Here is a 22,499-nt window from a genome sequence, read left to right on the forward strand (position 1 = left end):
TGAGATGGGAATTAAAAAGTATAATCCAACTACTAACGGTCGTCGTAATATGACTACGAATGATTTCGCTGAAATCACGACTGACAGACCCGAAAAGTCATTACTTGCTCCTTTAAGCAAGAAGGCGGGTCGTAATAACCAAGGTAAAATTACTGTACGTCATCAAGGTGGCGGACATAAGCGTCAATACCGTATCATCGACTTTAAGCGTAACAAAGATGGAATTCCAGGACGCGTTGCTACGATCGAATACGATCCAAACCGCTCTGCGAATATCGCATTAATTAACTACGTTGACGGTGAAAAACGTTACATTCTTGCTCCTAAATCTTTAGAAGTAGGTATGGAAGTTATGTCTGGCCCAGAAGCTGACATTAAAATCGGTAACGCATTACCATTAATCAACATTCCAGTAGGTACTGTTGTTCATAACATCGAGCTTAAGCCTGGTCGTGGCGGACAATTAGTTCGTTCTGCTGGTACATCTGCTCAAGTACTTGGTAAAGAAGGTAAATACGTACTTGTACGTTTAACTTCTGGTGAAGTACGTCTTGTATTATCTGCTTGTCGCGCTTCAATCGGTCAAGTTGGTAACGAACAACACGAACTTATCAAAATCGGTAAAGCAGGTCGCTCTCGCTGGTTAGGTAAACGCCCAACAGTTCGTGGTTCTGTAATGAACCCGGTTGATCACCCACACGGTGGTGGTGAAGGACGTTCTCCAATCGGACGTAAGTCTCCAATGTCTCCATGGGGTAAACCAACTCTTGGATTCAAGACTCGTAAGAAAAATAAAGCGTCTGATAAATTTATCGTTCGTCGTCGTAAAAAATAATGGGATTGTAGTACGGTTCATTTCTAGAACCGTACGCCAATCACGAAGGGAGGCACCAAAATGGCTCGTAGCTTAAAAAAAGGACCATTTGTCGATGATCACTTAATGAGCAAAATGGAAAAATTAGTTGCATCTGAGCAAAAACAAGTTGTTAAAACTTGGTCTCGCCGTTCAACAATCTTCCCTCAGTTCATCGGACACACAATCGCTGTATATGATGGTCGTAAACACGTACCTGTGTACATCACTGAGGATATGGTTGGCCATAAGTTAGGTGAATTCGCACCAACTCGTACGTATAAAGGTCACCTTGCTGACGATAAGAAAACTAGAAGATAATGAGAGGAGGCACTTCAATGCAAGCTAAAGCAGTAGCGAGAACAGTTCGTATTGCTCCTCGTAAAGTTCGTTTAGTAGTAGACTTAATCCGAGGTAAGCAAGTGGGTGAAGCGATTGCTATCCTTAACCACACACCAAAAACTGCTTCTCCAGTTGTAGAAAAAGTTTTAAAATCTGCAATCGCAAATGCAGAGCACAATTATGAGATGGATATTAACAACCTAGTTGTTGAAAAAGTTTTCGTTGACGAAGGTCCAACGTTGAAACGTTTCCGTCCACGTGCAATGGGTCGTGCAAGCCAAATTAACAAACGCACAAGCCACATCACAGTTGTGGTATCAGAAAAGAAGGAGGGATAATCGATGGGTCAAAAGGTTAATCCAATTGGTCTTCGTGTCGGTGTTATCCGTGACTGGGAATCTCGTTGGTTCGCTGAGAAAGATTACGCTACATTATTACATGAAGACATCAAAATCCGTGAGTACATTACTGTACGCTTAAAAGATTCTGCTGTTGCTAAAGTAGAAATCGAACGTGCAGCAAATCGTGTAAATGTTACAATTCACACTGCAAAACCTGGTATGGTAATTGGTAAAGGTGGTACTGAAGTTGAAGCACTTCGTAAAGCTCTTAACCAATTAACAGGCAAGCGTGTACACATCAACATTTTAGAAGTTAAGAGAGCTGATCTTAACGCTAAATTAGTAGGCGAAAACATCGCTCGTCAATTAGAAAACCGTGTATCATTCCGTCGTGCACAAAAGCAAGTTATTCAACGTGCTATGCGTGCAGGTGCTAAAGGTATTAAAACACAGGTTTCTGGTCGTCTTGGCGGAGCTGATATCGCTCGTGCAGAATCTTACAGTGAAGGAACTGTTCCACTTCATACACTTCGCGCTGATATTGACTATGCAGCAGTTGAAGCTGATACAACATACGGTAAATTAGGCGTAAAAGTATGGATCTACCGTGGAGAAGTCCTTCCTACAAAAAAGAAAGCTTCTGAGGAAGGAGGAAAATAATATGTTAATGCCAAAACGCGTAAAATATCGTAGAGAGCATCGTGGTAAAATGCGTGGTCGTGCAAAAGGTGGAACTGAAATTGCTTTCGGTGAATTCGGTTTACAAGCACAAGCTGCTTCATGGATTACAAACCGTCAAATCGAAGCTGCTCGTCGTGCAATGACTCGTTACATGAAACGTGGCGGTAAAGTATGGATTAAAATTTTCCCTTCTAAGCCTTACACTGCAAAACCTCTAGAAGTACGTATGGGTTCCGGTAAAGGGGCACCAGAAGGCTGGGTAGCAGTAGTAAAACCTGGGAAAATTATGTTCGAAATCGCGGGTGTGTCTGAAGAGGTAGCACGCGAAGCATTACGTCTTGCAGCTCACAAGTTACCTGTGAAATGTAAATTCGTAAAACGTGAAGAAAATGGTGGTGAATCTAATGAAAACTAATGATATTCGTGAATTAACCACTGCCGAAATCGAAACAAAAGTTAAAGCTTTAAAGGAAGAGTTGTTTAATCTTCGCTTCCAACTTGCTACAGGACAATTAGAGAATCCAACTCGCATTCGTGAAGTGCGTAAAGCAATTGCTCGTATGAAAACTGTAGTTCGTGAAAGAGAGATCGGAATTAATCGATAAATTGAGGGGAGGTTTGCATAGTGAGCGAACGTAACCAACGCAAAGTTTATACTGGTCGTGTAGTGTCTGACAAAATGGACAAAACGATTACAGTTTTAGTTGAAACTTACAAAACTCATTCCTTGTACGGAAAACGTGTTAAGTATTCTAAGAAGTACAAAGCCCATGATGAGCAAAACCAAGCGAAACTTGGCGATATCGTTAAAATCATGGAAACTCGCCCGCTTTCTGCTACTAAGCGTTTCCGTTTAGTTGAAATCGTTGAAGAAGCGGTTATTATCTAAATAGACGAATCGGAATTTTTAGTCCGAAGGGAGGTTTCATAACATGATCCAACAAGAATCTCGTTTGAAAGTTGCTGACAACTCTGGTGCACGTGAACTTTTAACAATTAAAGTATTAGGCGGCTCTGGTCGTAAATATGCTAACATTGGTGATATTATCGTTGCTACGGTAAAACAAGCAACACCAGGTGGCGTTGTTAAAAAAGGTGACGTTGTTAAAGCAGTAGTAGTACGTACGAAGAGCGGAGCTCGTCGTCCGGACGGTTCTTACATCAAATTTGATGAAAACGCAGCGGTTATCATTAAAGACGATAAGAGCCCACGTGGTACTCGTATCTTCGGACCAGTAGCTCGTGAATTACGTGATAGCAACTTCATGAAGATCGTTTCTTTAGCTCCAGAAGTTCTATAATTTAAGGTATTGCCTTGCTAAGGAGGTGCAGAATTAAGATGCATGTAAAAAAAGGTGATAAAGTACAGGTAATCACTGGTAAAGACAAAGGAAAACAAGGCGTTATCCTTGTGGCTTTCCCAAAGCAAAACCGTGTTATCGTTGAGGGTGTCAATATCGTTAAGAAGCACTCTAAGCCATCTCAATTAAATCCACAAGGTGGAATTATTACTAAAGAAGCACCTATTCACGTTTCTAACGTTATGATTTTAGATCCGAAAACAGGTGAACCTACTCGTGTAGGCTTCAAAGTAGAAGATGGTAAAAAAGTTCGTATTGCAAAAAAATCTGGTGAATTATTAGATAAATAATTTTCTTAAGAAAGGAGGTCACTTCATTGAATCGCCTTAAAGAGAAGTTCCAAAAGGAAATTACTCCTGCTCTAGTGAGCAAGTTTAACTATAAATCTGTGATGGAAGTACCGAAAATCGAAAAGATCGTAATCAACACTGGTGTTGGTGACGCGGTATCTAACTCAAAAGCTTTAGACAATGCAGTAGAAGAATTAACACAAATCGCAGGTCAAAAACCTGTTGTAACTCGTGCTAAAAAATCAATCGCTGGTTTCCGTCTTCGTGAAGGTATGCCAATCGGTGCGAAAGTAACTTTACGCGGCGAGCAAATGTATGAGTTCTTCGACAAATTAGTGTCAGTTTCTTTACCACGTGTACGTGATTTCCGTGGTGTTTCTAAGAAATCATTCGATGGTCGTGGGAACTACACATTAGGTGTTAAAGAGCAACTTATCTTCCCTGAGATCGATTATGATAAAGTAAGCAAAGTCCGCGGTATGGACATCGTAATCGTTACTACAGCGAAAACTGATGAAGAAGCTCGTGAACTTTTAACACAATTCGGTATGCCATTCCAAAAATAATGGAAGCCAACGCTAAGTAGAGGAGGCGAAAACGTGGCTAAAAAATCTATGATAGCGAAACAAAAGCGTACTCCTAAGTTTAAAGTACAAGAGTATACACGTTGCGAACGCTGCGGTCGTCCGCATTCTGTATACCGCAAATTTAAACTTTGCCGTATTTGTTTCCGTGAACTTGCATATAAAGGTCAAATTCCTGGTGTTAAAAAAGCTAGTTGGTAAAACCCACAAATGGGAAGGAGGTAAAACACATGGTGATGACAGATCCAATTGCAGACATGCTTACTCGCATCCGTAATGCGAACATGGTACGTCATGAGAAATTAGAGGTTCCTGCTTCTAAAATCAAAAAAGAGATCGCTGAACTTTTAAAACGTGAAGGTTTCATTCGTGATGTAGAATACATCGAGGATAACAAACAAGGTATCCTTCGTATTTTCCTGAAATATGGTGCAAACAATGAACGTGTAATCACTGGATTAAAACGTATCAGTAAACCTGGCTTACGCGTTTACGCTAAAGCTGATGAAGTACCACGTGTACTTAACGGATTAGGTATCGCTCTTGTTTCTACATCTAAGGGAGTAATGACAGACAAAGATGCTCGTCAATTACAAACTGGTGGAGAAGTAGTAGCATACGTTTGGTAATATATATTTAAAACGAACGGAGGTGTGACCACATGTCTCGTATTGGTAAAAAGATTCTTGAAATCCCTGCAGGTGTTACTATTACAATTGCAGAAGACAATACTGTAACAGTAAAAGGCCCTAAAGGTGAATTAACTCGTAAATTCAATGCTGATATGTCTATCAAAATTGAAGAAAATACACTAACAGTTGAGCGTCCATCTGAACAGAAGGAACACCGTGCATTACACGGTACAACTCGTGCTTTAATCGGAAACATGGTTGAAGGTGTAACTACAGGTTTCGCACGCGGACTTGAATTAGTCGGTGTTGGTTACCGTGCTCAAAAACAAGGAGATAAACTTGTATTAAGCGTAGGTTATTCTCATCCAGTAGAAATGACTCCGGAAGCAGGTATCGAAGTTGAAGTACCTGCACCAACTAAAATCGTAATTAAAGGTATCGACAAGCAACGTGTTGGCGAATTTGCTGCTAACATCCGTGCTGTACGTGCTCCTGAGCCATATAAAGGTAAAGGTATTCGTTACGAAGGCGAAGTTGTTCGTCGTAAAGAAGGTAAAACTGCTAAGTAAACCCGTTAGGTGAGAGAAAGGAGTGACAAGAATGATCACTAAAGCTGATAAAAATGCGACTCGTAAGAAAAGACATGCACGTGTACGTGCTAAACTTACTGGTACTGCAGAACGTCCACGTTTAAACGTGTTCCGTTCTAACCAACATATTTACGCTCAAGTTATTGATGATGTGAATGGTGTAACGTTAGTAAGTGCATCTACTCTTGATAAAGACCTTGCTCTTAACGGTACTAGCAATACTGAAGCTGCTACGAAAGTTGGAGAATCAGTTGCTAAGCGTGCTGTAGAGAAAGGCGTTAAAGAAGTAGTATTCGATCGCGGTGGTTACTTATACCATGGCCGTGTTAAAGCTCTAGCTGAAGCTGCTCGTGAGGCTGGATTACAATTTTAATGGTCAAAGGAGGGAAAATTGATGCATCGCATTGACCCAAGTAAATTAGAACTTGAAGAACGTGTAGTTACGATAAATCGTGTCGCGAAAGTTGTTAAGGGTGGTCGTCGTTTCCGCTTTGCTGCACTAGTTGTAGTTGGCGATAAAAACGGTCATGTTGGATTCGGTACTGGTAAAGCACAAGAGGTACCAGACGCAATTCGCAAAGCTATCGAAGACGCTAAGAAAAACTTAATCGCTGTACCATTAGTTGGTACAACAATTCCACACACAATCAACGGTCATTTTGGAGCTGGTGAAGTATTCTTAAAACCTGCTGCTGAAGGTACTGGTGTTATTGCTGGTGGACCTGTTCGTGCGGTACTTGAATTAGCTGGTGTACAAGATATTCTTTCGAAATCTCTTGGTTCTAACACACCAATCAACATGATTCGCGCTACTGTGAACGGATTAAGCGAACTTAAGCGCGCTGAAGATGTTGCAAAATTACGCGGTAAATCTGTAGAAGAGCTACTAGGTTAAGGAGGGAAAACAAATGGCGAAAAAGTTAGAAATTACCCTCACTCGTAGTGTAATTGGTCGTCCACAAGATCAACGTGCGACGGTAGAAGCTTTAGGTCTTAAAAAGTTGAATTCAACTGTAGTTAAGGAAGAAACTCCTGCTATTCTTGGTATGATCAACAAAGTTTCTCACCTTATAACTGTAAAAGAAGCTTAAGGATAACTCATTAATATAAGGAGGTGCCTGGGAATGAAACTTCATGAATTAAAACCTGCAGAAGGTTCTCGTAAAGTACGTAACCGTGTCGGTCGTGGTATCGGTTCTGGTAACGGTAAAACTGCTGGTAAAGGTCATAAAGGACAAAACGCACGTTCTGGTGGCGGTGTTCGTCTTGGCTTCGAAGGTGGTCAAACTCCATTATTCCGTCGTTTACCAAAACGCGGCTTCACAAACATTAACCGTAAAGAGTTTACTATTGTAAACTTATCAACGTTAAATCGTTTTGAAGATGGTACAGAAGTAACACCTGAATTATTGCTGGAAACTGGCGTTATCAGCAAGTTAAACGACGGTGTTAAAATTCTTGCAAGCGGAGCAGTAGAGAAAAAATTAACTGTTAAAGCGCACAAGTTCTCTTCAAGTGCTAAAGAAGCAATTGAAGCAGCTGGCGGATCAGTTGAGGTGATCTAATGTTTCGTACAATCTCCAACTTTATGCGCGTTGCTGAGATAAGACGTAAAATATTATTCACTTTAGCGATGTTAATCGTATTCAGGATTGGCACGTTTATCCCAGTGCCATTTACAAATGGAGACGTACTGAAAGCACAAGATCAATTAAATGCCTTAGGTATCCTAAATACATTTGGCGGTGGCGCCTTGAAAAACTTCTCCATCTTCGCGATGGGAATCATGCCGTATATTACAGCATCCATCATCGTGCAATTATTGCAGATGGATGTTGTTCCTAAATTTTCGGAATGGTCGAAGCAAGGTGAAATGGGCCGTCGTAAACTAACGCAATTCACGCGTTACTTTACAATTGTTCTTGCGTTTATTCAGGGGTTTGGTATGTCAATCGGTTTTAACGGTATGGTAGGTGGGCAATTAATTTTGAATCCTGGTTGGAGCACTTATTTATACATTGCTACGGTACTGACTGCTGGTACTGCATTTTTAATGTGGTTAGGTGAACAGATTACAGCTAAAGGTGTAGGTAATGGTATTTCCATCCTTATCTTTGGTGGTATTGCCGCAGCGATCCCAAGTGTTATATCTCAAGTGTATCAACAACAGTTTCAAAATATCGGAGATCAATTGTTCATGAGTATCGTTAAAGTTGTATTGATCTTACTAGCTGTGCTAGCGGTTATTGTTGGTGTTATTTTCATTCAACAGGCTGTTAGAAAGATCCCAATTCAATATGCGAAGCGTGTAACAGGAGCGAATGGGAATCATGCTGGAGCACAAAACACTCATTTACCACTTAAGGTAAATAGTGCGGGTGTTATTCCAGTCATTTTTGCTGTTTCATTCTTAATTACACCTCCAACTATTGCACAGTTCTTCCCGAAACATGATGTATCGCAGTGGATTATTGCAAACTTTAACTATTCTCACCCAGTGGGAATGATCATATATGTTGCGCTCATTGTAGCCTTCACATATTTCTATGCATTTGTTCAGGTTAATCCAGAGCAAATGTCAGAGAATCTAAATAAGCAAGGTGGATATGTTCCAGGTATTCGTCCGGGTAAGAATACGGAACAATATTTAACAAAAATCTTGTATCGTTTGACCTTTGTAGGATCAATTTTCCTAGCAGCGATTGCAATCTTACCAGTTATCTTTACGAAATTGGGAAATCTTCCTCCATCTGCACAGATCGGTGGAACGAGTATGTTAATCGTTGTCGGCGTTGCTTTAGAAACAATGAAGCAGCTAGAAAGCCAACTGGTAAAACGCCATTACAAAGGGTTTATCAAGCAATGAGTAAGTGGGAAGGCTTGTCTTCCCTACATGCTCATGTACTGAGGGGGAACAAGGATGAACTTAATTTTAATGGGGCTTCCTGGTGCTGGTAAAGGTACACAAGCCGAACAGATTGTTGCCAAGTATAACATCCCTCACATCTCAACAGGAGATATGTTCCGTGCAGCTATGAAGGCTGAAACTGAAATGGGTTTACAAGCAAAATCTTTTATTGATAAAGGTGCTCTTGTTCCAGATGAAGTTACAATCGGAATCGTTCGTGAACGTTTAAGTCAAGAAGACTGTGTAAAAGGATTCTTATTAGATGGTTTCCCACGAACTGTTGCACAAGCATCAGCTCTTGAAGAGATTATGAAAGATCTTGGCAAAAAAATCGACTATGTTTTAAACATTAATGTGGATTCAGGGTTGTTATTAAAACGCCTTACAGGCCGTCGCATTTGTAAAGAGTGCGGTGCGACTTACCACTTAGAATTCAATCCACCAGCAAACGCTGATGTGTGCGATAAATGTGGTGGCGATTTATATCAACGCTCTGATGACAATGAAGAAACTGTAGCAAATCGTTTAGATGTAAATATTAAGCAAACAAAACCTTTGCTTGATTTCTATGAGGAGCTTGGTTACTTGCAAAGCATTAATGGTGAGCAAAACATCAATAAAGTATTTGCTGATATCGATGTTCTCATCGGAGGCTTAGCGTAATGATCATCTGCAAAACTCCTCGCGAGATAGAAATCATGCGAGAAGCTGGCAGGATCGTTGCTTTAACTCATCAAGAGTTGAAACAGCATATTACTCCAGGAATTACAACGAAAGAGCTCGATCAAATAGCGGAAAAGACGATTCAAAAATATGGTGCTACGCCATCTTTTAAAGGATACAACGGATTTCCGGGGAGCATATGTGCTTCTGTAAATGAAGAGCTTGTACACGGAATTCCAGGGAAGCGAAAGCTCGAAGAGGGCGATATCATCAGTATCGATATTGGTGCGAAATACAATGGGTACCATGGAGATTCTGCATGGACGTATCCAGTTGGAAACATTTCTGAATCTGTTCAAAAGCTACTTGATGTCACAGAAAAATCGTTGTATCTTGGTTTAGAACAAGTAAAACCAGGCGAAAGATTATCAAATATCTCACATGCGGTTCAAACCCATGCTGAAGAGAACGGATTCTCGATCGTTAGGGAGTATGTTGGTCACGGAATCGGGCAAGACTTACATGAGGACCCTCAAATCCCGCACTATGGTCCTCCAAATAGAGGCCCTAGATTAAAGCCGGGAATGGTCATCTGTGTTGAGCCGATGGTGAATCAAGGAAGACGATATGTAAAAACACTATCTGATGACTGGACAGTGGTAACGGTAGATGGTAAATGGTGTGCCCATTTTGAGCACACGATTGCTCTTACAGAAGCAGGATACGAAATCCTTACCACTTTATAAGTAGCTGGCTCTCCGGAATTTCAGAGCAGTGTAAAATGTTACTGATTTGAAGAAGGGAGAACTATTGAATGGCTAAAGATGATGTAATTGAAGTCGAAGGTACCGTTCTTGAAACGTTGCCAAATGCTATGTTCAAAGTAGAATTAGAGAATGGGCATGTCGTATTGGCTCACGTTTCTGGTAAAATCCGTATGAACTTCATTCGTATTTTACCAGGAGACAAAGTTACGGTAGAATTATCTCCGTACGATTTAAATCGTGGTCGTATTACGTACCGTTTTAAATAATATAGCACTCCGTAATCTTTAAGGAGGTTCGAGACATGAAAGTAAGACCGTCAGTTAAACCAATCTGCGAAAAATGTAAAGTTATTCGTAGACGTGGAAAAGTAATGGTTATTTGTGAAAACCCTAAACATAAACAAAAACAAGGTTAATCAGAAGGAGGTGCATTCAGAATGGCACGTATCGCAGGTGTAGATATTCCTCGAGACAAACGCGTTGTTATTTCTTTAACTTACGTATTCGGCATTGGTCGCACAACTGCTGAAAAAATTCTTACTGAAGCTGGTATTTCTTCAGAAACACGAGTTCGTGATTTAACGGAAGACGAACTAGGACGTATCCGTGATGTTATCGATAGCATTAAAGTTGAGGGAGACCTTCGTCGTGAAGTATCTCTTAACATTAAACGTCTAATGGAGATCGGTTCTTACCGTGGTCTTCGTCACCGTCGTGGTTTACCAGTTCGTGGTCAAAACTCTAAAAACAATGCTCGTACACGTAAAGGTCCACGTCGTACAGTAGCAAATAAAAAGAAATAATAAGTAAAGGAGGTTGAACTAACAATGGCACGTAAAACAAACACTCGTAAAAAACGTGTGAAAAAGAATATTGAAGCTGGTATAGCTCATATTCGTTCTACTTTCAACAACACAATCGTAACACTTACAGATACTCATGGTAACGCACTTTCTTGGTCTAGTGCTGGTGCACTTGGTTTCCGTGGATCTCGTAAGTCTACTCCATTCGCTGCGCAAATGGCTGCTGAAGCTGCTGCTAAAGTTGCAATGGAGCACGGTTTAAAAACTTTAGAGGTTACTGTTAAAGGTCCTGGTGCTGGTCGTGAAGCTGCAATTCGTGCTCTTCAAGCTGCAGGTCTAGAAGTAACAGCAATTAGAGATGTTACTCCAGTTCCTCATAATGGATGTCGTCCACCAAAACGTCGTCGTGTGTAATTTTTCTGTATAGAATTTTCCCTTTTGTCTATAATGGATATGATGCATTATCGAGAAATTTCGTACAGAAACATCGCTTGTTGTGCACAATCGGGAACTGCCTAAGGGGGACTTTCGGTTAATCAAAGGGGTATACCTTTGTTTAACCGGGGTTTCGACGTTTTGAAGGAGGGTTTAGTTAATGATTGAAATCGAAAAGCCGAAAATCGAAACGGTTGAACTTAACGAAGATGCTAAATATGGTAAATTCGTAATTGAACCGCTTGAGCGTGGATATGGTACTACTTTGGGTAACTCCTTACGTCGTATTCTTTTATCCTCACTCCCTGGTGCCGCTGTTACTGCTATCCAAATCGATGGCGTATTACATGAATTTTCAACAGTTGAGGGCGTAGTAGAAGACGTTACGACGATCATCTTAAACTTGAAAAAGTTAGCTCTTAAAATCTACTCTGAAGAAGAGAAGACGTTGGAAATTGATGTGCAGGGCGAAGGTATTGTCACAGCTGCTGATATTACTCACGATAGTGATGTAGAAATCTTAAATCCAGATTTACACATTGCAACGTTAGCAAAGGATGCGCATTTCCGCGTGCGTTTAACTGCAAAGCGTGGCCGTGGGTATACGCCAGCTGATGCAAATAAAAGCGAAGATCAACCAATAGGAGTAATTCCTATTGATTCTATTTATACTCCAGTATCACGTGTAACTTACCAAGTGGAAAAGACACGTGTCGGACAAGTGGCTAATTATGATAAGCTTACGCTTGATGTATGGACGGATGGAAGCATCGGGCCAAAAGAAGCTATCTCTTTAGGGGCCAAAATCTTAACTGAGCATTTAAATATCTTTGTTGGTTTAACTGATGAAGCACAAAATGCTGAGATTATGGTCGAGAAGGAAGAAGATCAAAAAGAGAAAGTTCTTGAGATGACTATCGAAGAACTAGATCTTTCTGTTCGTTCTTATAATTGCCTAAAACGTGCAGGAATTAATACTGTACAAGAGCTTGCGAACAAAACAGAAGAAGATATGATGAAAGTTCGTAACTTAGGACGTAAATCCTTAGAAGAAGTTAAACATAAACTTGAGGAATTAGGTTTAGGTTTACGTAAAGACGACTGAGGATTTAAACCCATCAACAAAGGAGGGAACTACGAATGGCATACAGAAAATTAGGCCGTACAAGTGCGCAACGTAAAGCTATGTTACGTGATTTAGCTACTGATTTAATTATCAACGAGCGCATCCAAACGACAGAAACTCGTGCAAAAGAACTTCGTTCTGTAGTGGAAAAAATGATCACTTTAGGTAAACGCGGAGATCTTCACGCTCGTCGTCAAGCAGCAGCTTTCATTCGCAATGAAGTTGCTAACGCTGAGACTGGTCAAGATGCACTTCAAAAATTATTCGCTGATGTAGCTCCACGCTATGCTGAGCGCCAAGGCGGATACACTCGTATTGCAAAAATTGGTCCACGTCGCGGAGACGCAGCACCAATGGTAATTATCGAGTTAGTATAATGATAATTAAAAGGGCAGGACAGTTCTTTTCAAGTAACTGGTCATGGCCCTTTTTTTTTAAATATAAAAAAGGCTAACTTGGCGAAGGAAAGGGTGCCTTGTATTGAAAAAAGAGAAACTTCGGACAGAAAATGTATCATTTCAATATCCTGGGGCAGCCTCGTATGCATTAAAAGATGTTTCGTTTTCCTTATATGAAGGAGAATGGGTATCTGTTATCGGACAAAATGGTTCAGGTAAATCTACACTTGCAAAATTATTGAATGGTTTGTTTTTGCCGGAATCAGGGACAATTACTGTAAATGATACAATGGTTTTATCAGAAGAAACGGTATGGGATGTTCGAAAACAAATTGGAATGGTATTTCAAAATCCAGATAATCAATTTGTTGGAACGACAGTACAAGATGACGTTGTATTTGGCTTAGAAAATATCGGAATGCCAAGGGAACAGATGGTAGAAAGATTAGAACAAGCCCTGCGACTTGTCCGTATGGAAGATTTTCTTAATGATGAGCCCCATTCGTTATCTGGTGGGCAAAAGCAGCGAGTTGCAATAGCAGGTGTTTTAGCACTTCAGCCATCTATTTTAATACTAGATGAAGCAACGTCAATGTTAGACCCTCAAGGGAGACGTGAAGTAGTAGAAACGGTTAGACAGCTTGTTAATCAAAAAGGTATTACCGTATTATCAATTACGCACGATTTAGAAGAAGCGGCACAGTCAGACCGTGTCATTATTTTAAACAAGGGAGAAATATTAGAGGAAGGGACCCCAAAGCAAATTTTCAAGTCCTCTCATATGCTCCAAGAAATTGGGTTAGATGTACCTTTTTCAGTAAAAATAGCAGAATTATTAAAAAGAAGTGAAATTCTTTTGCAAAATACGCATCTTACAATGGAAAGTTTGGTGAACGAACTTTGGAGATTACATTCCAAAAAGTAGAACATCGTTATCAATATAAAACTCCATTTGAAAGACGCGCGCTTTATGATGTAGACGTGTCGTTTCCAAGTGGAGGCTATTATGCCATTATCGGTCATACTGGTTCAGGTAAGTCGACGATGATTCAACATTTAAATGGTTTATTGCAGCCGACAAATGGTACGGTTCAAATTGGTGAACATTTAATTTCAGCAGGGAAGAAAGAGAAGAAGCTTAAGCCACTACGAAAAAAAGTAGGGGTTGTCTTTCAGTTCCCAGAACATCAGTTATTTGAAGAGACAGTGAAGAAAGATATTTGTTTTGGGCCTACTAATTTCGGTTTATCTGAAGAAGTGGCAAAGCAAAAGGCAAAAGATGCCATTCAGCTTGTTGGATTGGATATAGAGTTATTAGCACGTTCTCCGTTTGAATTAAGCGGTGGGCAAATGAGGCGTGTTGCAATAGCGGGCGTACTTGCGATGGAACCCGAAGTACTTGTATTAGATGAACCTACAGCGGGGCTTGATCCGAAAGGACAGCACGAGCTTATGGAGATGTTTTATAGTTTGCATAAGGAGCAGGGGCTTACAGTCATTCTTGTTACCCATAATATGGAGGATGCCGCTAAGTATGCAGATCAAATTGTGGTCATGCATAAAGGAACGGTCTTTTTGCAAGGAAGTGCAGAGGAAGTATTTTCACATGCTGATGAACTAGAACAAATTGGTGTGGACCTTCCGATGTCTTTAAAGTATAAACGTGCAATTGAAGAGAAGTTTGGTATTTCAATTCCAAAGGCTACCTTATCTTTAGAGGATCTTACTCATGAAGTTGTACAGGTGTTACGAAAAGGTGGTCATGAATCATGCAGCAGTTGATTATTGGGAGATACATTCCAGGTAAGTCACTCATTCATCAACTTGATCCTCGTACGAAGCTGTTGATTGTCTTTTTATATGTATTTGTTGTTTTCTTAGCAAATAATGCGATTTCATATGGATTTTTATTTTTATATGCACTCATTGCTTTATTTTTTGCAAAAGTGCCGATTCGTTATGTACTTTCGGGCTTAAAACCAATTTTATGGATTTTTCTTTTTACATTTTTCCTGCATATCTTCACAACTAAAGAAGGGGATGTACTATTCCAGCTTGGTTGGTTTTCAATACATGAAAAGGGATTAGAGCAAGGGATATACATTTCTATACGATTCTTTGTTATTATTTTAATGACGACATTATTAACGTTAACAACGACACCTATTGAGATTACAGATGGTTTGGAGACGTTATTAAAGCCGTTGAAGCGTATAAAGGTTCCTGTTCATGAAATCGCATTAATGATGTCTATTTCTCTTCGTTTTATTCCGACATTAATGGATGAAACGAGTAAAATTATGAAAGCACAAGCGTCACGTGGTATTGATTTTGCTGGAGGTCCGATAAAAGATAGGATGAAGGCAATTATTTCACTACTCGTTCCACTTTTTATTAGTGCTTTTAAGCGTGCTGAGGATTTAGCAATTGCGATGGAAGCACGTGGATATCGAAATGGTGAAGGACGAACTAAATTTAGGCAACTACGCTGGAAAATGAGCGATACAGTAACAATTATAAGTTTACTTTGTTTAGCTTGTATTTTAGTATGGTTGCGATTGTAATGGAGAACGGAAAGATGGAAAGAATAAAATGTACAGTTGCATATGATGGCATGCATTTTTGTGGTTACCAAATTCAACCACAGCATCGTACTGTTCAACAAGAAATAGAGAAGGCATTACAGAAATTGCATAAGGGTGAACTTGTTCGTGTTCAGGCATCAGGCAGAACGGATTCTACCGTTCATGCGAAAGGACAAGTCATACACTTTGATACACCTTTGTCTCTTGAAGAGTGGCAATGGAGTAATGCTTTAAACACAATGTTGCCAGATGATATTGTTATCAGGCAAGTAGAGAAGAAAACAGAAGAATTTCATGCACGTTACGGTGTTGAGAGAAAAGAATATCGTTATCGTGTATTATTATCAAAGACTGCGGATGTATTCCGTAGAAATTACGTATATCAATATCCATATCCGCTTGAAATAAACTCTATAAGAAAAGCGATTCCTTATTTTATTGGAACGCATGATTTCACTTCTTTTTGTTCGGCAAAAACTGACAAAAAAGATAAAGTGCGAACAATTTTTGAAATCGAGTTAATTGAGCAAGATGATGAATTAATTTTTCGTTTTGTAGGTAATGGATTTTTATATAATATGGTCAGAATTATTGTTGGTACGTTACTTAACGTAGGGCAAGGAAAGCTTGATCCTGATAGCATTCCAGAGATTTTAGCAAAACAAAATCGCCAGTTTGCTGGAAAGATGGCTCCAGGTCATGGACTTTACTTATGGCAAGTAAACTATAACAACTAATCCTGGTGTAACATTTGCTTGACATTAGAAACTCAAAAGTATATCATAACATATGGTATTGTTTCTAAAACCACGATTAGCCCCGGAAGGAAATCGTGTTTAAGATAAACAATAGATTTTTTCTATGGAAAAGATAACGAGGAGGGAAACACATGCGTACGACTTTTATGGCAAAAGCTAACGAAGTTGAGCGTAAATGGTATGTGGTTGATGCTGAAGGTCAAACTTTAGGTCGCCTATCTACTGAAGTAGCATCCATTTTACGTGGTAAAAACAAACCTACATTTACACCACACGTTGACACGGGTGATCATGTAATTATTATTAACGCTGAGAAAATTCATTTAACAGGTAATAAATTAAACGATAAAATTTACTACCGTCACACTAACCACCCAGGTGGACTTAAGCAAAGAACAGCTCTAGAAATGCGTACAAACTACCCTGTACAAATGTTAGAGCTTGCAATTAAAGGGATGCTTCCAAAAGGACGTTTAGGACGTCAAGTATCTAAGAAATTAAACGTGTATGCTGGAGCAGAGCATCCACACCAAGCACAAAAACCAGAAGTTTACGAACTTCGCGGATAATTAATTAAAGGAGGGCTTACTTTGGCACAGGTTCAATACTATGGCACTGGACGTCGTAAGAGTTCAGTAGCGCGCGTACGCCTAGTTCCAGGCGAAGGACGCGTTATCATTAACGGTCGTGATTTTGAAAACTATATCCCATTTGCTGCATTACGTGAAGTAGTTAAACAACCTCTAGTTGCAACAGAAACTTTAGGTAACTACGATGTACTTGTAAACGTAAATGGTGGTGGATACACTGGTCAAGCTGGTGCTATTCGTCACGGTATTTCTCGCGCTTTATTAAAAGCTGATCCAGAATACCGTCTAACACTAAAACGTGCAGGTCTATTAACTCGTGACGCACGTATGAAAGAGCGTAAAAAATACGGTCTTAAAGGCGCACGTCGTGCACCTCAGTTCTCAAAACGTTAATTTTTGCGAACTACAAACCTCAACCATTTTGGTTGGGGTTTTTTTATATTTAATTCCTCTTATTTATTTTTGAGGTTTGGAATATTTTAGTGCTACCGTCCCGCGTATGCTTCTTCTTTAGAAGTTTAGACTAATACGTATTAGGGAGGTTTTATAAGTACTATGAATGTCATTGTCAGCTTAAAAGAAAAACAAAAAGAAAAGCAATTAAAATACGAGCGGAAGATGCTACGAGAATTATCATTAAAAACGTTGCGTTCAAATATTCGTGATGCCTTTCACATGCAAGAGCTTCATCGTCAGTATGAAGATTACTGTATTGAACTAGGAATAGAATCTTATTTATTAGGAGCGAGATACAGTAAGTTTGGTTATTATGGCGAATCGTTCTTTGATGTGAAATATAGGGCTTTAGAAGAAGAGCAACAATTAACGGAAACACTATTTCAATTTTTAACGAGTATGACTATACGAGAAATTAAGTTAAAAGATGAGGAATTACTTTTTGAATCTTGTCAGCAGTTTATCGGATTGTGGTGGCAGGAAGGATATGAAAAAGGTGAAAGAAGATATCGTTTAAAGCTACATTAAGACAAGCATAAACTTTCCTCTTGTCCCATATAAGTAATTAGAGGGACTAGCTGGAGGAGGAAAGGTATGAAGAGAATTCGAATTATCTCTTTTGCGCTCGCTGCGGTTGTTTTGTTTTTTTTAGTCAAACAAGAATTTCAAATTACAAAATCGTGGCGAGCGTGGAATTTACCCTTATCAGGGAAAGTAATTGTATTAGACGCAGGGCATGGTGGACCAGACGGAGGAGCTGTTGGTGGAAAGGATATTATAGAAAAAGACATAACTCTTGAAATTACAAAAAAAGTGCAAGATTATTTGCAAGAGCAAGGTGCATTAGTTATTTTGACACGTGAAGGAGATTATGATTTAGCTAACAAAGATACAAAGTCGTACAGTAGACGTAAAGCAGAGGATTTAAGAAGACGTGTGGAGATTATTAATAAGCCAGATGTCGATTTCTTTGCAAGTATTCATTTAAATGCATTAACTAGTAGTGGTTCTAAAGGAGCACAAACGTTCTACTACCGTTCTTTAACTGAAAATGAACGTGCTGCGAAGTTTATACAAGCTGAATTGAGAACGAGTTTAGAAAATACGAACCGTTCTGCTAAAACGATTTCTCATGTGTATTTATTAAAGTATGCGAAAACACCAGGCGCTTTAATTGAAGCTGGATTTTTATCGAATGTGAACGAAAGGTATATGTTAAATTCGGAAAAATATCAGCAAAAGGTAGCGGCTGCCGTATATCGAGGTATATTACGTTATTTCACGGAAAAAGGAAATCCTCCAGAATAAGGGGGATTTTTTGAGTTTCTCTCGTTAACGAAGTTTTCGGAAAATATGTTATACTGAAAATGTAAACGCATTTATTTCAAGGATAAAGAGAGATAAATTCAATTAACATTACGTTATTTTTCATACAGGGGGCTGGGCTAATTATGGTAACGAAAGAGCAAGTAGTGGAAGCGTTAGAAGGGATTGTAGATCCGTTTTTACATAAAACGTTAAAAGAAACAAATGCAATTAAAGAGGTAACAGTCAAGCCGGAGAAGGAACATGTGAGTGTTAAAATTGCAATTGTAAAAACAGGTACTGCGGAACAAATGCAGTTGCAGTCGGGCATCGTAAAGTTAGTGAAGGAACTTGGGGCAGCAACAGTTGGACTTCGTTTTGCAGAATTTACAGAAGAGGAATCAGCTCAGTTTGTACCACCGCAAGAAGAAGAGCAAATTGAATCTTTATTGTCACCGAATTCAAAAACGACATTTTTAGCAGTTGCGAGTGGAAAAGGTGGAGTGGGAAAATCAACAGTCTCCGTTAACCTTGCCATTGCTTTAGCTCGTCTAGGGAAAAAAGTTGGTATCATTGATGCGGATATTTACGGTTTTAGTGTACCTGATATGATGGGGATAGAAAAACGTCCTATTGTAAGAGGAGATAAAATAATCCCAGTGGAGCGTCTAGGTGTAAAAGTAATCTCAATGGGATTCTTTGTGGAAGATAATGCACCGGTTATTTGGAGAGGACCTATGCTTGGGAAAATGTTAAATCATTTCTTCACAGAAGTAGAATGGGGTGATTTAGATTACTTAGTATTAGATTTACCGCCAGGTACAGGTGATGTTGCGCTAGACTTGCATTCCATGTTGCCGGCTTGTAAAGAGATTATAGTAACGACGCCTCATCCAACAGCGGCATTTGTAGCAGCGCGTGCTGGAGCGATGGCTTTGCGCACTGAACACAGTATTCTTGGTGTCGTTGAAAATATGGCGTATTTTGAAAGTAAAGTAACTGGTGAGAAGGAGTATGTATTTGGAAGAGGTGGAGGAGATAAATTAGCTGCCGAATTACAAACAGATGTAATAGGCCGCATTCCACTTCAACAACCTGATTGGAATAAAGAAGACTTCGCTCCTTCAGTATATGAAGATACGCATACAACGGGGATTATTTATCGCACGATAGCTGAAACAGTAATTGATAAAACAGCTGTCGCGCAAAAATAAAATAATAATGAGTGGACGATATATATTGTCCACTCACTATTATAGTTATTATTTTTTACTGTTGTTCCTTACTCCCGCTTTGGGAGCCACCTTCGCCACCTGCATCTTTTTTATCAGAGCCACCTTTTTCAGCCTTTTGCACACCTTTACTAATAATATCAATCATCTTAGCTTGGAAGAGTGGGCTTTCAGTAGTTTCTGTTAGTACTTGTTGTAAATATTGACGGTATTCTTTACTCTTCATTGTTTGCAACATCATTTTTTCTACTTCAGGGTTTTTCATGATCTCTATAACGCCTGCTTGGTATTCAGGGTCTTTTAGTAAGGTTTTCATTAAATTTGTTTGTTCTTTCCCCATACTTTTAGCGAATTTCGATGAGAACTCAGGGTCTTTAAAGAGCTTTTCCCAGAATTGCTGCCCTTTGTCGGATACCATTGCATCTTCAATCGTTTTCTTTACTACTGTTTCATCTAGTATGAGTGCTTGTTTCATTTTTTCATCAGTTAATACATCTTGAATGGCCTTCTTACCTTGATCAGTTTTTAAAATATCAACAATCATTTTCTTTGTTTGATCGTAATCTAATTCGGATTTCGTTTCTTTTCCTTGTGCACATGCTACAAGTGCAATAAGTAGAAAAGAAGAAACGAAAACGAGTAGTATCCGTTTCATAAGTTGGAACTCCTTTCAACACAGTTCTCTCTTTTTAATATAAATATCTTTAAGGAATTTATACATGAACATGGCTAGCTTTTTGAAATTGTCATTGATACAATTTAATTAGAAATATAAGGATAATGGGGGATGTGTTGTGAATAGCCGCAAGTGGGTACGACTATTTTTAACGACGTTGTTTCTTGGTGGAGTCAGCACGGTTATTATTGGGTTTGTTTTGGAGTGGGACAAGTACGATAAATTTTTTCAAAATTTCGACGCAAAGGAGATTCTAGCAGTTTCTTTCTGGTTGATGGGTGTAGGGTTTATTTTTAGTGTTATAAGTCAAATGGGGTTCTTTGCCTATTTAACGATTCATCGTTTTGGACTAGGTATGTTCCGATCGTCATCTTTATGGAATGTAGTCCAGCTCTTCTTTATTGCATTCGTTTTATTCGATTTTGTGTATTTAAGATCTGTACTCATTGCAAATGGAGAAGTTTCATTAGGGAATAACATACTTGTTGCTGGAATATTATTTGTGTTTGGAGCGATTGTTGCTTATATAAAAAGTAAAGAAACAAATAAAAAAGCATTTGTGCCTGCCCTGTTCTTTATGGTTGTTGTAACAATTCTTGAATGGGTGCCAGCACTAAGGATTAATGATACAGATTGGTTATATTTAATGGTTATACCACTTTTATTATGTAATGCATATCAGTTACTTATATTACATCGTTTAATCGGAAAAACGAGTAAAGCTGCTTAATTGAAAAGTACTTTTGAATTTTTACGCAGCGATAGTTATACTACAAGAAATAGTGAGATGGAAATAGCTCTATTACCTTTCGATAAGGTAATAGAGCTATTTATGTGTAAAGGGTAGCAGAAAAGAAACTACTTCACATCTTCACTTTTCGTACTTGTGTTGGAAATGAGTTGTGATACGGATATTTGTTGATATCCGTCACTCTTTAACTTTTGTAGAAGTAGCGGTAAAGCTTTATTTGTTTGAAGAGCAGAATCAGATGCGTGTAATAAGACAATATCTCCACCCTTCAAATTATTAGAGACAGTGGAAACGATAGTATTTACACCTGGATTTTTCCAATCATTTGAATTATTACTCCAATGAACGACAGTGTATCCGAGCGATTCTGCGATTTTAAGAGTTGCTTTGTTGAATTCACCACTAGGTGGACGCAATAGCTTGACTTGTTTTACGCCAAGTTTCGTAAAAACATCTTGGGCTCGTAAAAGATCTCTTCTTATTTCATTTGGCTCTAGAGAAGTGTAAGACGTGTAATTATAACCCATACTACCGATTTCATGTCCATCTTTCATGATACGTTCGACGATATCGGGGTGTCTTTCGGCCCATGCAGCAGAAAGGAAGAAGGTTGCATTCTTAATTTCTCTTTCTTTGAGTGTCTCAAGGATTGGAATCGCTTTTTTGTCTCCCCAACTAATATCAAACGTGAACGCAACTTGTTTTTTAGCGGTATCTCCTTTGTAAATTACCTTAGGACCTGTAGCAGTTGAAAAAGCAGATTCATGTGAATATGTTTTTAAAAAGAGTAGCCATGCTGTAAATAAGGAAAGTATCACTATTAAGCTAATGTGTTTAAAAGTTCTTTTGCTCGTAATAAAAAAGAAAAACATAATATTACGCCCCTTTGTCCAATCCTTTTCAGTTACATATATGCTTTAAATATAAAAAAGAGAACAAGGGATTAATATCGTAAGTGGTGGATATAATGAATGATAGGATTTTGATGATTTGTTTTTGATAAGTAAAAATGAGCGGAACTTGTATTGCTCTGTAAGGAATGATTGAGGTGATGATTTGCTTGGGCTTATGTTGACGAAAGAAGAGAAAAAAGAAATGGAATACATATTGAAGAGAGAGTTAGAGGAACTTTTATTTGATTTTGAAGATGAGCGTATTCATGAGGTTGTAAAAAAAGCGATGGAAGAAAGATATAAAATCATTTTTTGTTTATTTCGAAGAGTTGCTAACGCAGAAGAATGTATTCGTTATGTAAGAAAAAGAATTTTTTATTAAAAAGTGTTGACGTTAATGATTAGTATATGGTAAATTAATAAACGTCGCTGATGCGGAAACGCAGAAAACGACAAAAAAGAAATTGAAAAACTTAGTTG

39 protein-coding genes are annotated in these 22,499 nt (G+C 38.9%); 37 read left to right on the top strand and 2 right to left on the bottom strand.

Going from position 1 to position 22,499, the window contains the following annotated elements; genetic code table 11:
* Positions 1–4: 4 nt before the first annotated feature.
* From rplB to F0362_RS00865, 35 genes are all read left to right on the top strand, one after another.
* Complete coding sequence (gene rplB / locus F0362_RS00695) at positions 5–835, top strand: 50S ribosomal protein L2 (RefSeq protein ID WP_000511583.1); 831 nt, start codon at positions 5–7, stop codon at positions 833–835.
* Positions 836–895: 60 nt separating this feature from the next.
* Positions 896–1,174, top strand: a complete 279-nt coding sequence (gene rpsS, locus F0362_RS00700) for a 30S ribosomal protein S19 (RefSeq protein WP_000124454.1) — start codon at positions 896–898, stop codon at positions 1,172–1,174.
* A gap of 17 nt (positions 1,175–1,191) precedes the next feature.
* Positions 1,192–1,533, top strand: coding sequence for a 50S ribosomal protein L22 (gene rplV / locus F0362_RS00705; RefSeq protein ID WP_001148024.1), 342 nt, complete (start codon positions 1,192–1,194; stop codon positions 1,531–1,533).
* 3 nt (positions 1,534–1,536) lie between these two features.
* Positions 1,537–2,196 carry a 30S ribosomal protein S3 gene (gene rpsC / locus F0362_RS00710; protein WP_000529958.1) on the top strand — a complete coding sequence of 220 codons (660 nt, stop codon included), beginning with the start codon at positions 1,537–1,539 and terminating at the stop codon, positions 2,194–2,196.
* Position 2,197: 1 nt separating this feature from the next.
* A complete protein-coding gene (gene rplP / locus F0362_RS00715) occupies positions 2,198–2,632 on the top strand; it encodes a 50S ribosomal protein L16 (protein ID WP_000928969.1) in 435 nt (144 codons plus the stop codon).
* On the top strand, positions 2,622–2,822 hold the full coding sequence (gene rpmC, locus F0362_RS00720) for a 50S ribosomal protein L29 (RefSeq protein ID WP_000855718.1): 201 nt from the start codon (positions 2,622–2,624) through the stop codon (positions 2,820–2,822). Before rplP ends, rpmC begins: the two co-directional genes overlap by 11 nt.
* Positions 2,823–2,842: 20 nt before the next feature.
* A complete protein-coding gene (gene rpsQ, locus F0362_RS00725; protein WP_000004106.1) occupies positions 2,843–3,106 on the top strand; it encodes a 30S ribosomal protein S17 in 264 nt (87 codons plus the stop codon).
* Between the two features lie 43 nt (positions 3,107–3,149).
* Positions 3,150–3,518: a 50S ribosomal protein L14 gene (gene rplN, locus F0362_RS00730; RefSeq protein WP_000615912.1), complete on the top strand. Its 369-nt coding sequence runs from the start codon at positions 3,150–3,152 to the stop codon at positions 3,516–3,518.
* Between the two features lie 38 nt (positions 3,519–3,556).
* Positions 3,557–3,868 carry a 50S ribosomal protein L24 gene (gene rplX, locus F0362_RS00735; RefSeq protein WP_000558200.1) on the top strand — a complete coding sequence of 104 codons (312 nt, stop codon included), beginning with the start codon at positions 3,557–3,559 and terminating at the stop codon, positions 3,866–3,868.
* Positions 3,869–3,894: 26 nt separating this feature from the next.
* Positions 3,895–4,434 carry a 50S ribosomal protein L5 gene (gene rplE / locus F0362_RS00740; RefSeq protein ID WP_001080829.1) on the top strand — a complete coding sequence of 180 codons (540 nt, stop codon included), beginning with the start codon at positions 3,895–3,897 and terminating at the stop codon, positions 4,432–4,434.
* A gap of 33 nt (positions 4,435–4,467) precedes the next feature.
* Positions 4,468–4,653, top strand: coding sequence for a 30S ribosomal protein S14 (gene rpsN / locus F0362_RS00745; RefSeq protein WP_001085700.1), 186 nt, complete (start codon positions 4,468–4,470; stop codon positions 4,651–4,653).
* A gap of 29 nt (positions 4,654–4,682) precedes the next feature.
* A complete protein-coding gene (gene rpsH / locus F0362_RS00750) occupies positions 4,683–5,081 on the top strand; it encodes a 30S ribosomal protein S8 (RefSeq protein ID WP_000245511.1) in 399 nt (132 codons plus the stop codon).
* A 32-nt stretch (positions 5,082–5,113) separates the two neighbouring features.
* Positions 5,114–5,653: a 50S ribosomal protein L6 gene (rplF, locus tag F0362_RS00755; RefSeq protein ID WP_000086552.1), complete on the top strand. Its 540-nt coding sequence runs from the start codon at positions 5,114–5,116 to the stop codon at positions 5,651–5,653.
* A gap of 31 nt (positions 5,654–5,684) precedes the next feature.
* On the top strand, positions 5,685–6,047 hold the full coding sequence (rplR, locus tag F0362_RS00760; protein ID WP_000628818.1) for a 50S ribosomal protein L18: 363 nt from the start codon (positions 5,685–5,687) through the stop codon (positions 6,045–6,047).
* Between the two features lie 21 nt (positions 6,048–6,068).
* A complete protein-coding gene (gene rpsE / locus F0362_RS00765; protein ID WP_000554646.1) occupies positions 6,069–6,569 on the top strand; it encodes a 30S ribosomal protein S5 in 501 nt (166 codons plus the stop codon).
* Between the two features lie 13 nt (positions 6,570–6,582).
* Positions 6,583–6,765, top strand: a complete 183-nt coding sequence (gene rpmD, locus F0362_RS00770; RefSeq protein WP_001085231.1) for a 50S ribosomal protein L30 — start codon at positions 6,583–6,585, stop codon at positions 6,763–6,765.
* 33 nt (positions 6,766–6,798) lie between these two features.
* Positions 6,799–7,239, top strand: a complete 441-nt coding sequence (gene rplO, locus F0362_RS00775; RefSeq protein ID WP_000766083.1) for a 50S ribosomal protein L15 — start codon at positions 6,799–6,801, stop codon at positions 7,237–7,239.
* A complete protein-coding gene (gene secY / locus F0362_RS00780) occupies positions 7,239–8,540 on the top strand; it encodes a preprotein translocase subunit SecY (protein ID WP_000490120.1) in 1,302 nt (433 codons plus the stop codon). Before rplO ends, secY begins: the two co-directional genes overlap by 1 nt.
* Before the next feature lie 54 nt (positions 8,541–8,594).
* A complete protein-coding gene (locus tag F0362_RS00785; protein WP_001048991.1) occupies positions 8,595–9,245 on the top strand; it encodes an adenylate kinase in 651 nt (216 codons plus the stop codon).
* Positions 9,245–9,991 (top strand): type I methionyl aminopeptidase, encoded by a 747-nt coding sequence (gene map / locus F0362_RS00790; RefSeq protein ID WP_000582534.1) that lies wholly within the window; start codon positions 9,245–9,247, stop codon positions 9,989–9,991. Before F0362_RS00785 ends, map begins: the two co-directional genes overlap by 1 nt.
* Before the next feature lie 68 nt (positions 9,992–10,059).
* Positions 10,060–10,278, top strand: coding sequence for a translation initiation factor IF-1 (gene infA, locus F0362_RS00795; RefSeq protein ID WP_001029884.1), 219 nt, complete (start codon positions 10,060–10,062; stop codon positions 10,276–10,278).
* Between the two features lie 35 nt (positions 10,279–10,313).
* A complete protein-coding gene (gene rpmJ, locus F0362_RS00800) occupies positions 10,314–10,427 on the top strand; it encodes a 50S ribosomal protein L36 (RefSeq protein ID WP_000868344.1) in 114 nt (37 codons plus the stop codon).
* A gap of 21 nt (positions 10,428–10,448) precedes the next feature.
* Complete coding sequence (gene rpsM, locus F0362_RS00805; RefSeq protein WP_000090793.1) at positions 10,449–10,814, top strand: 30S ribosomal protein S13; 366 nt, start codon at positions 10,449–10,451, stop codon at positions 10,812–10,814.
* A gap of 24 nt (positions 10,815–10,838) precedes the next feature.
* Entirely contained in the window at positions 10,839–11,228 is a 390-nt protein-coding gene (rpsK, locus tag F0362_RS00810; RefSeq protein ID WP_000101797.1) for a 30S ribosomal protein S11, read from the top strand.
* 181 nt (positions 11,229–11,409) lie between these two features.
* Positions 11,410–12,354: a DNA-directed RNA polymerase subunit alpha gene (locus tag F0362_RS00815; RefSeq protein ID WP_000569643.1), complete on the top strand. Its 945-nt coding sequence runs from the start codon at positions 11,410–11,412 to the stop codon at positions 12,352–12,354.
* A gap of 35 nt (positions 12,355–12,389) precedes the next feature.
* On the top strand, positions 12,390–12,752 hold the full coding sequence (gene rplQ / locus F0362_RS00820; RefSeq protein ID WP_000331490.1) for a 50S ribosomal protein L17: 363 nt from the start codon (positions 12,390–12,392) through the stop codon (positions 12,750–12,752).
* A 103-nt stretch (positions 12,753–12,855) separates the two neighbouring features.
* Entirely contained in the window at positions 12,856–13,698 is an 843-nt protein-coding gene (locus F0362_RS00825; RefSeq protein ID WP_000711788.1) for an energy-coupling factor ABC transporter ATP-binding protein, read from the top strand.
* Entirely contained in the window at positions 13,674–14,555 is an 882-nt protein-coding gene (locus F0362_RS00830) for an energy-coupling factor ABC transporter ATP-binding protein (RefSeq protein ID WP_149889612.1), read from the top strand. Before F0362_RS00825 ends, F0362_RS00830 begins: the two co-directional genes overlap by 25 nt.
* Entirely contained in the window at positions 14,543–15,337 is a 795-nt protein-coding gene (locus tag F0362_RS00835) for an energy-coupling factor transporter transmembrane component T family protein (RefSeq protein WP_001186520.1), read from the top strand. The genes F0362_RS00830 and F0362_RS00835 overlap by 13 nt, the downstream gene beginning before the upstream one ends.
* Positions 15,338–15,351: 14 nt before the next feature.
* Positions 15,352–16,095 (top strand): tRNA pseudouridine(38-40) synthase TruA, encoded by a 744-nt coding sequence (gene truA / locus F0362_RS00840; RefSeq protein ID WP_000439681.1) that lies wholly within the window; start codon positions 15,352–15,354, stop codon positions 16,093–16,095.
* A 152-nt stretch (positions 16,096–16,247) separates the two neighbouring features.
* The gene (rplM, locus tag F0362_RS00845; RefSeq protein ID WP_001260795.1) at positions 16,248–16,685 is read left to right on the top strand and encodes a 50S ribosomal protein L13; all 438 of its coding nucleotides are present in this window, start codon (positions 16,248–16,250) and stop codon (positions 16,683–16,685) included.
* Between the two features lie 21 nt (positions 16,686–16,706).
* A complete protein-coding gene (rpsI, locus tag F0362_RS00850; RefSeq protein WP_000079986.1) occupies positions 16,707–17,099 on the top strand; it encodes a 30S ribosomal protein S9 in 393 nt (130 codons plus the stop codon).
* Positions 17,100–17,261: 162 nt separating this feature from the next.
* On the top strand, positions 17,262–17,690 hold the full coding sequence (locus F0362_RS00855) for a DUF2521 family protein (protein WP_001101000.1): 429 nt from the start codon (positions 17,262–17,264) through the stop codon (positions 17,688–17,690).
* 66 nt (positions 17,691–17,756) lie between these two features.
* Positions 17,757–18,470, top strand: coding sequence for an N-acetylmuramoyl-L-alanine amidase CwlD (cwlD, locus tag F0362_RS00860; RefSeq protein WP_000822443.1), 714 nt, complete (start codon positions 17,757–17,759; stop codon positions 18,468–18,470).
* Positions 18,471–18,613: 143 nt separating this feature from the next.
* Positions 18,614–19,681, top strand: a complete 1,068-nt coding sequence (locus F0362_RS00865; RefSeq protein WP_000256621.1) for an Mrp/NBP35 family ATP-binding protein — start codon at positions 18,614–18,616, stop codon at positions 19,679–19,681.
* 55 nt (positions 19,682–19,736) lie between these two features.
* Here the strand turns inward: F0362_RS00865 and gerD are convergent, their stop codons facing one another.
* The gene (gerD, locus tag F0362_RS00870; RefSeq protein WP_000821768.1) at positions 19,737–20,354 is read right to left on the bottom strand and encodes a spore germination lipoprotein GerD; all 618 of its coding nucleotides are present in this window, start codon (positions 20,352–20,354) and stop codon (positions 19,737–19,739) included.
* A gap of 139 nt (positions 20,355–20,493) precedes the next feature.
* On the opposite strand from gerD, the gene kbaA reads away from it, so the two are divergent.
* Positions 20,494–21,105 carry a KinB signaling pathway activation protein KbaA gene (gene kbaA / locus F0362_RS00875; protein ID WP_001088535.1) on the top strand — a complete coding sequence of 204 codons (612 nt, stop codon included), beginning with the start codon at positions 20,494–20,496 and terminating at the stop codon, positions 21,103–21,105.
* A 128-nt stretch (positions 21,106–21,233) separates the two neighbouring features.
* Here the strand turns inward: kbaA and pdaB are convergent, their stop codons facing one another.
* Positions 21,234–21,998: a polysaccharide deacetylase family sporulation protein PdaB gene (pdaB, locus tag F0362_RS00880; RefSeq protein ID WP_000464721.1), complete on the bottom strand. Its 765-nt coding sequence runs from the start codon at positions 21,996–21,998 to the stop codon at positions 21,234–21,236.
* A gap of 184 nt (positions 21,999–22,182) precedes the next feature.
* Between pdaB and F0362_RS00885 the strand changes: the two genes are divergently transcribed.
* Positions 22,183–22,401 (top strand): hypothetical protein, encoded by a 219-nt coding sequence (locus F0362_RS00885; RefSeq protein WP_000901142.1) that lies wholly within the window; start codon positions 22,183–22,185, stop codon positions 22,399–22,401.
* Positions 22,402–22,499: the final 98 nt, after the last annotated feature.

Origin of the sequence: Bacillus sp. BS98, from assembly GCF_008432245.1 — a bacterium.
Lineage (GTDB): Bacteria > Bacillota > Bacilli > Bacillales > Bacillaceae_G > Bacillus_A > Bacillus_A toyonensis.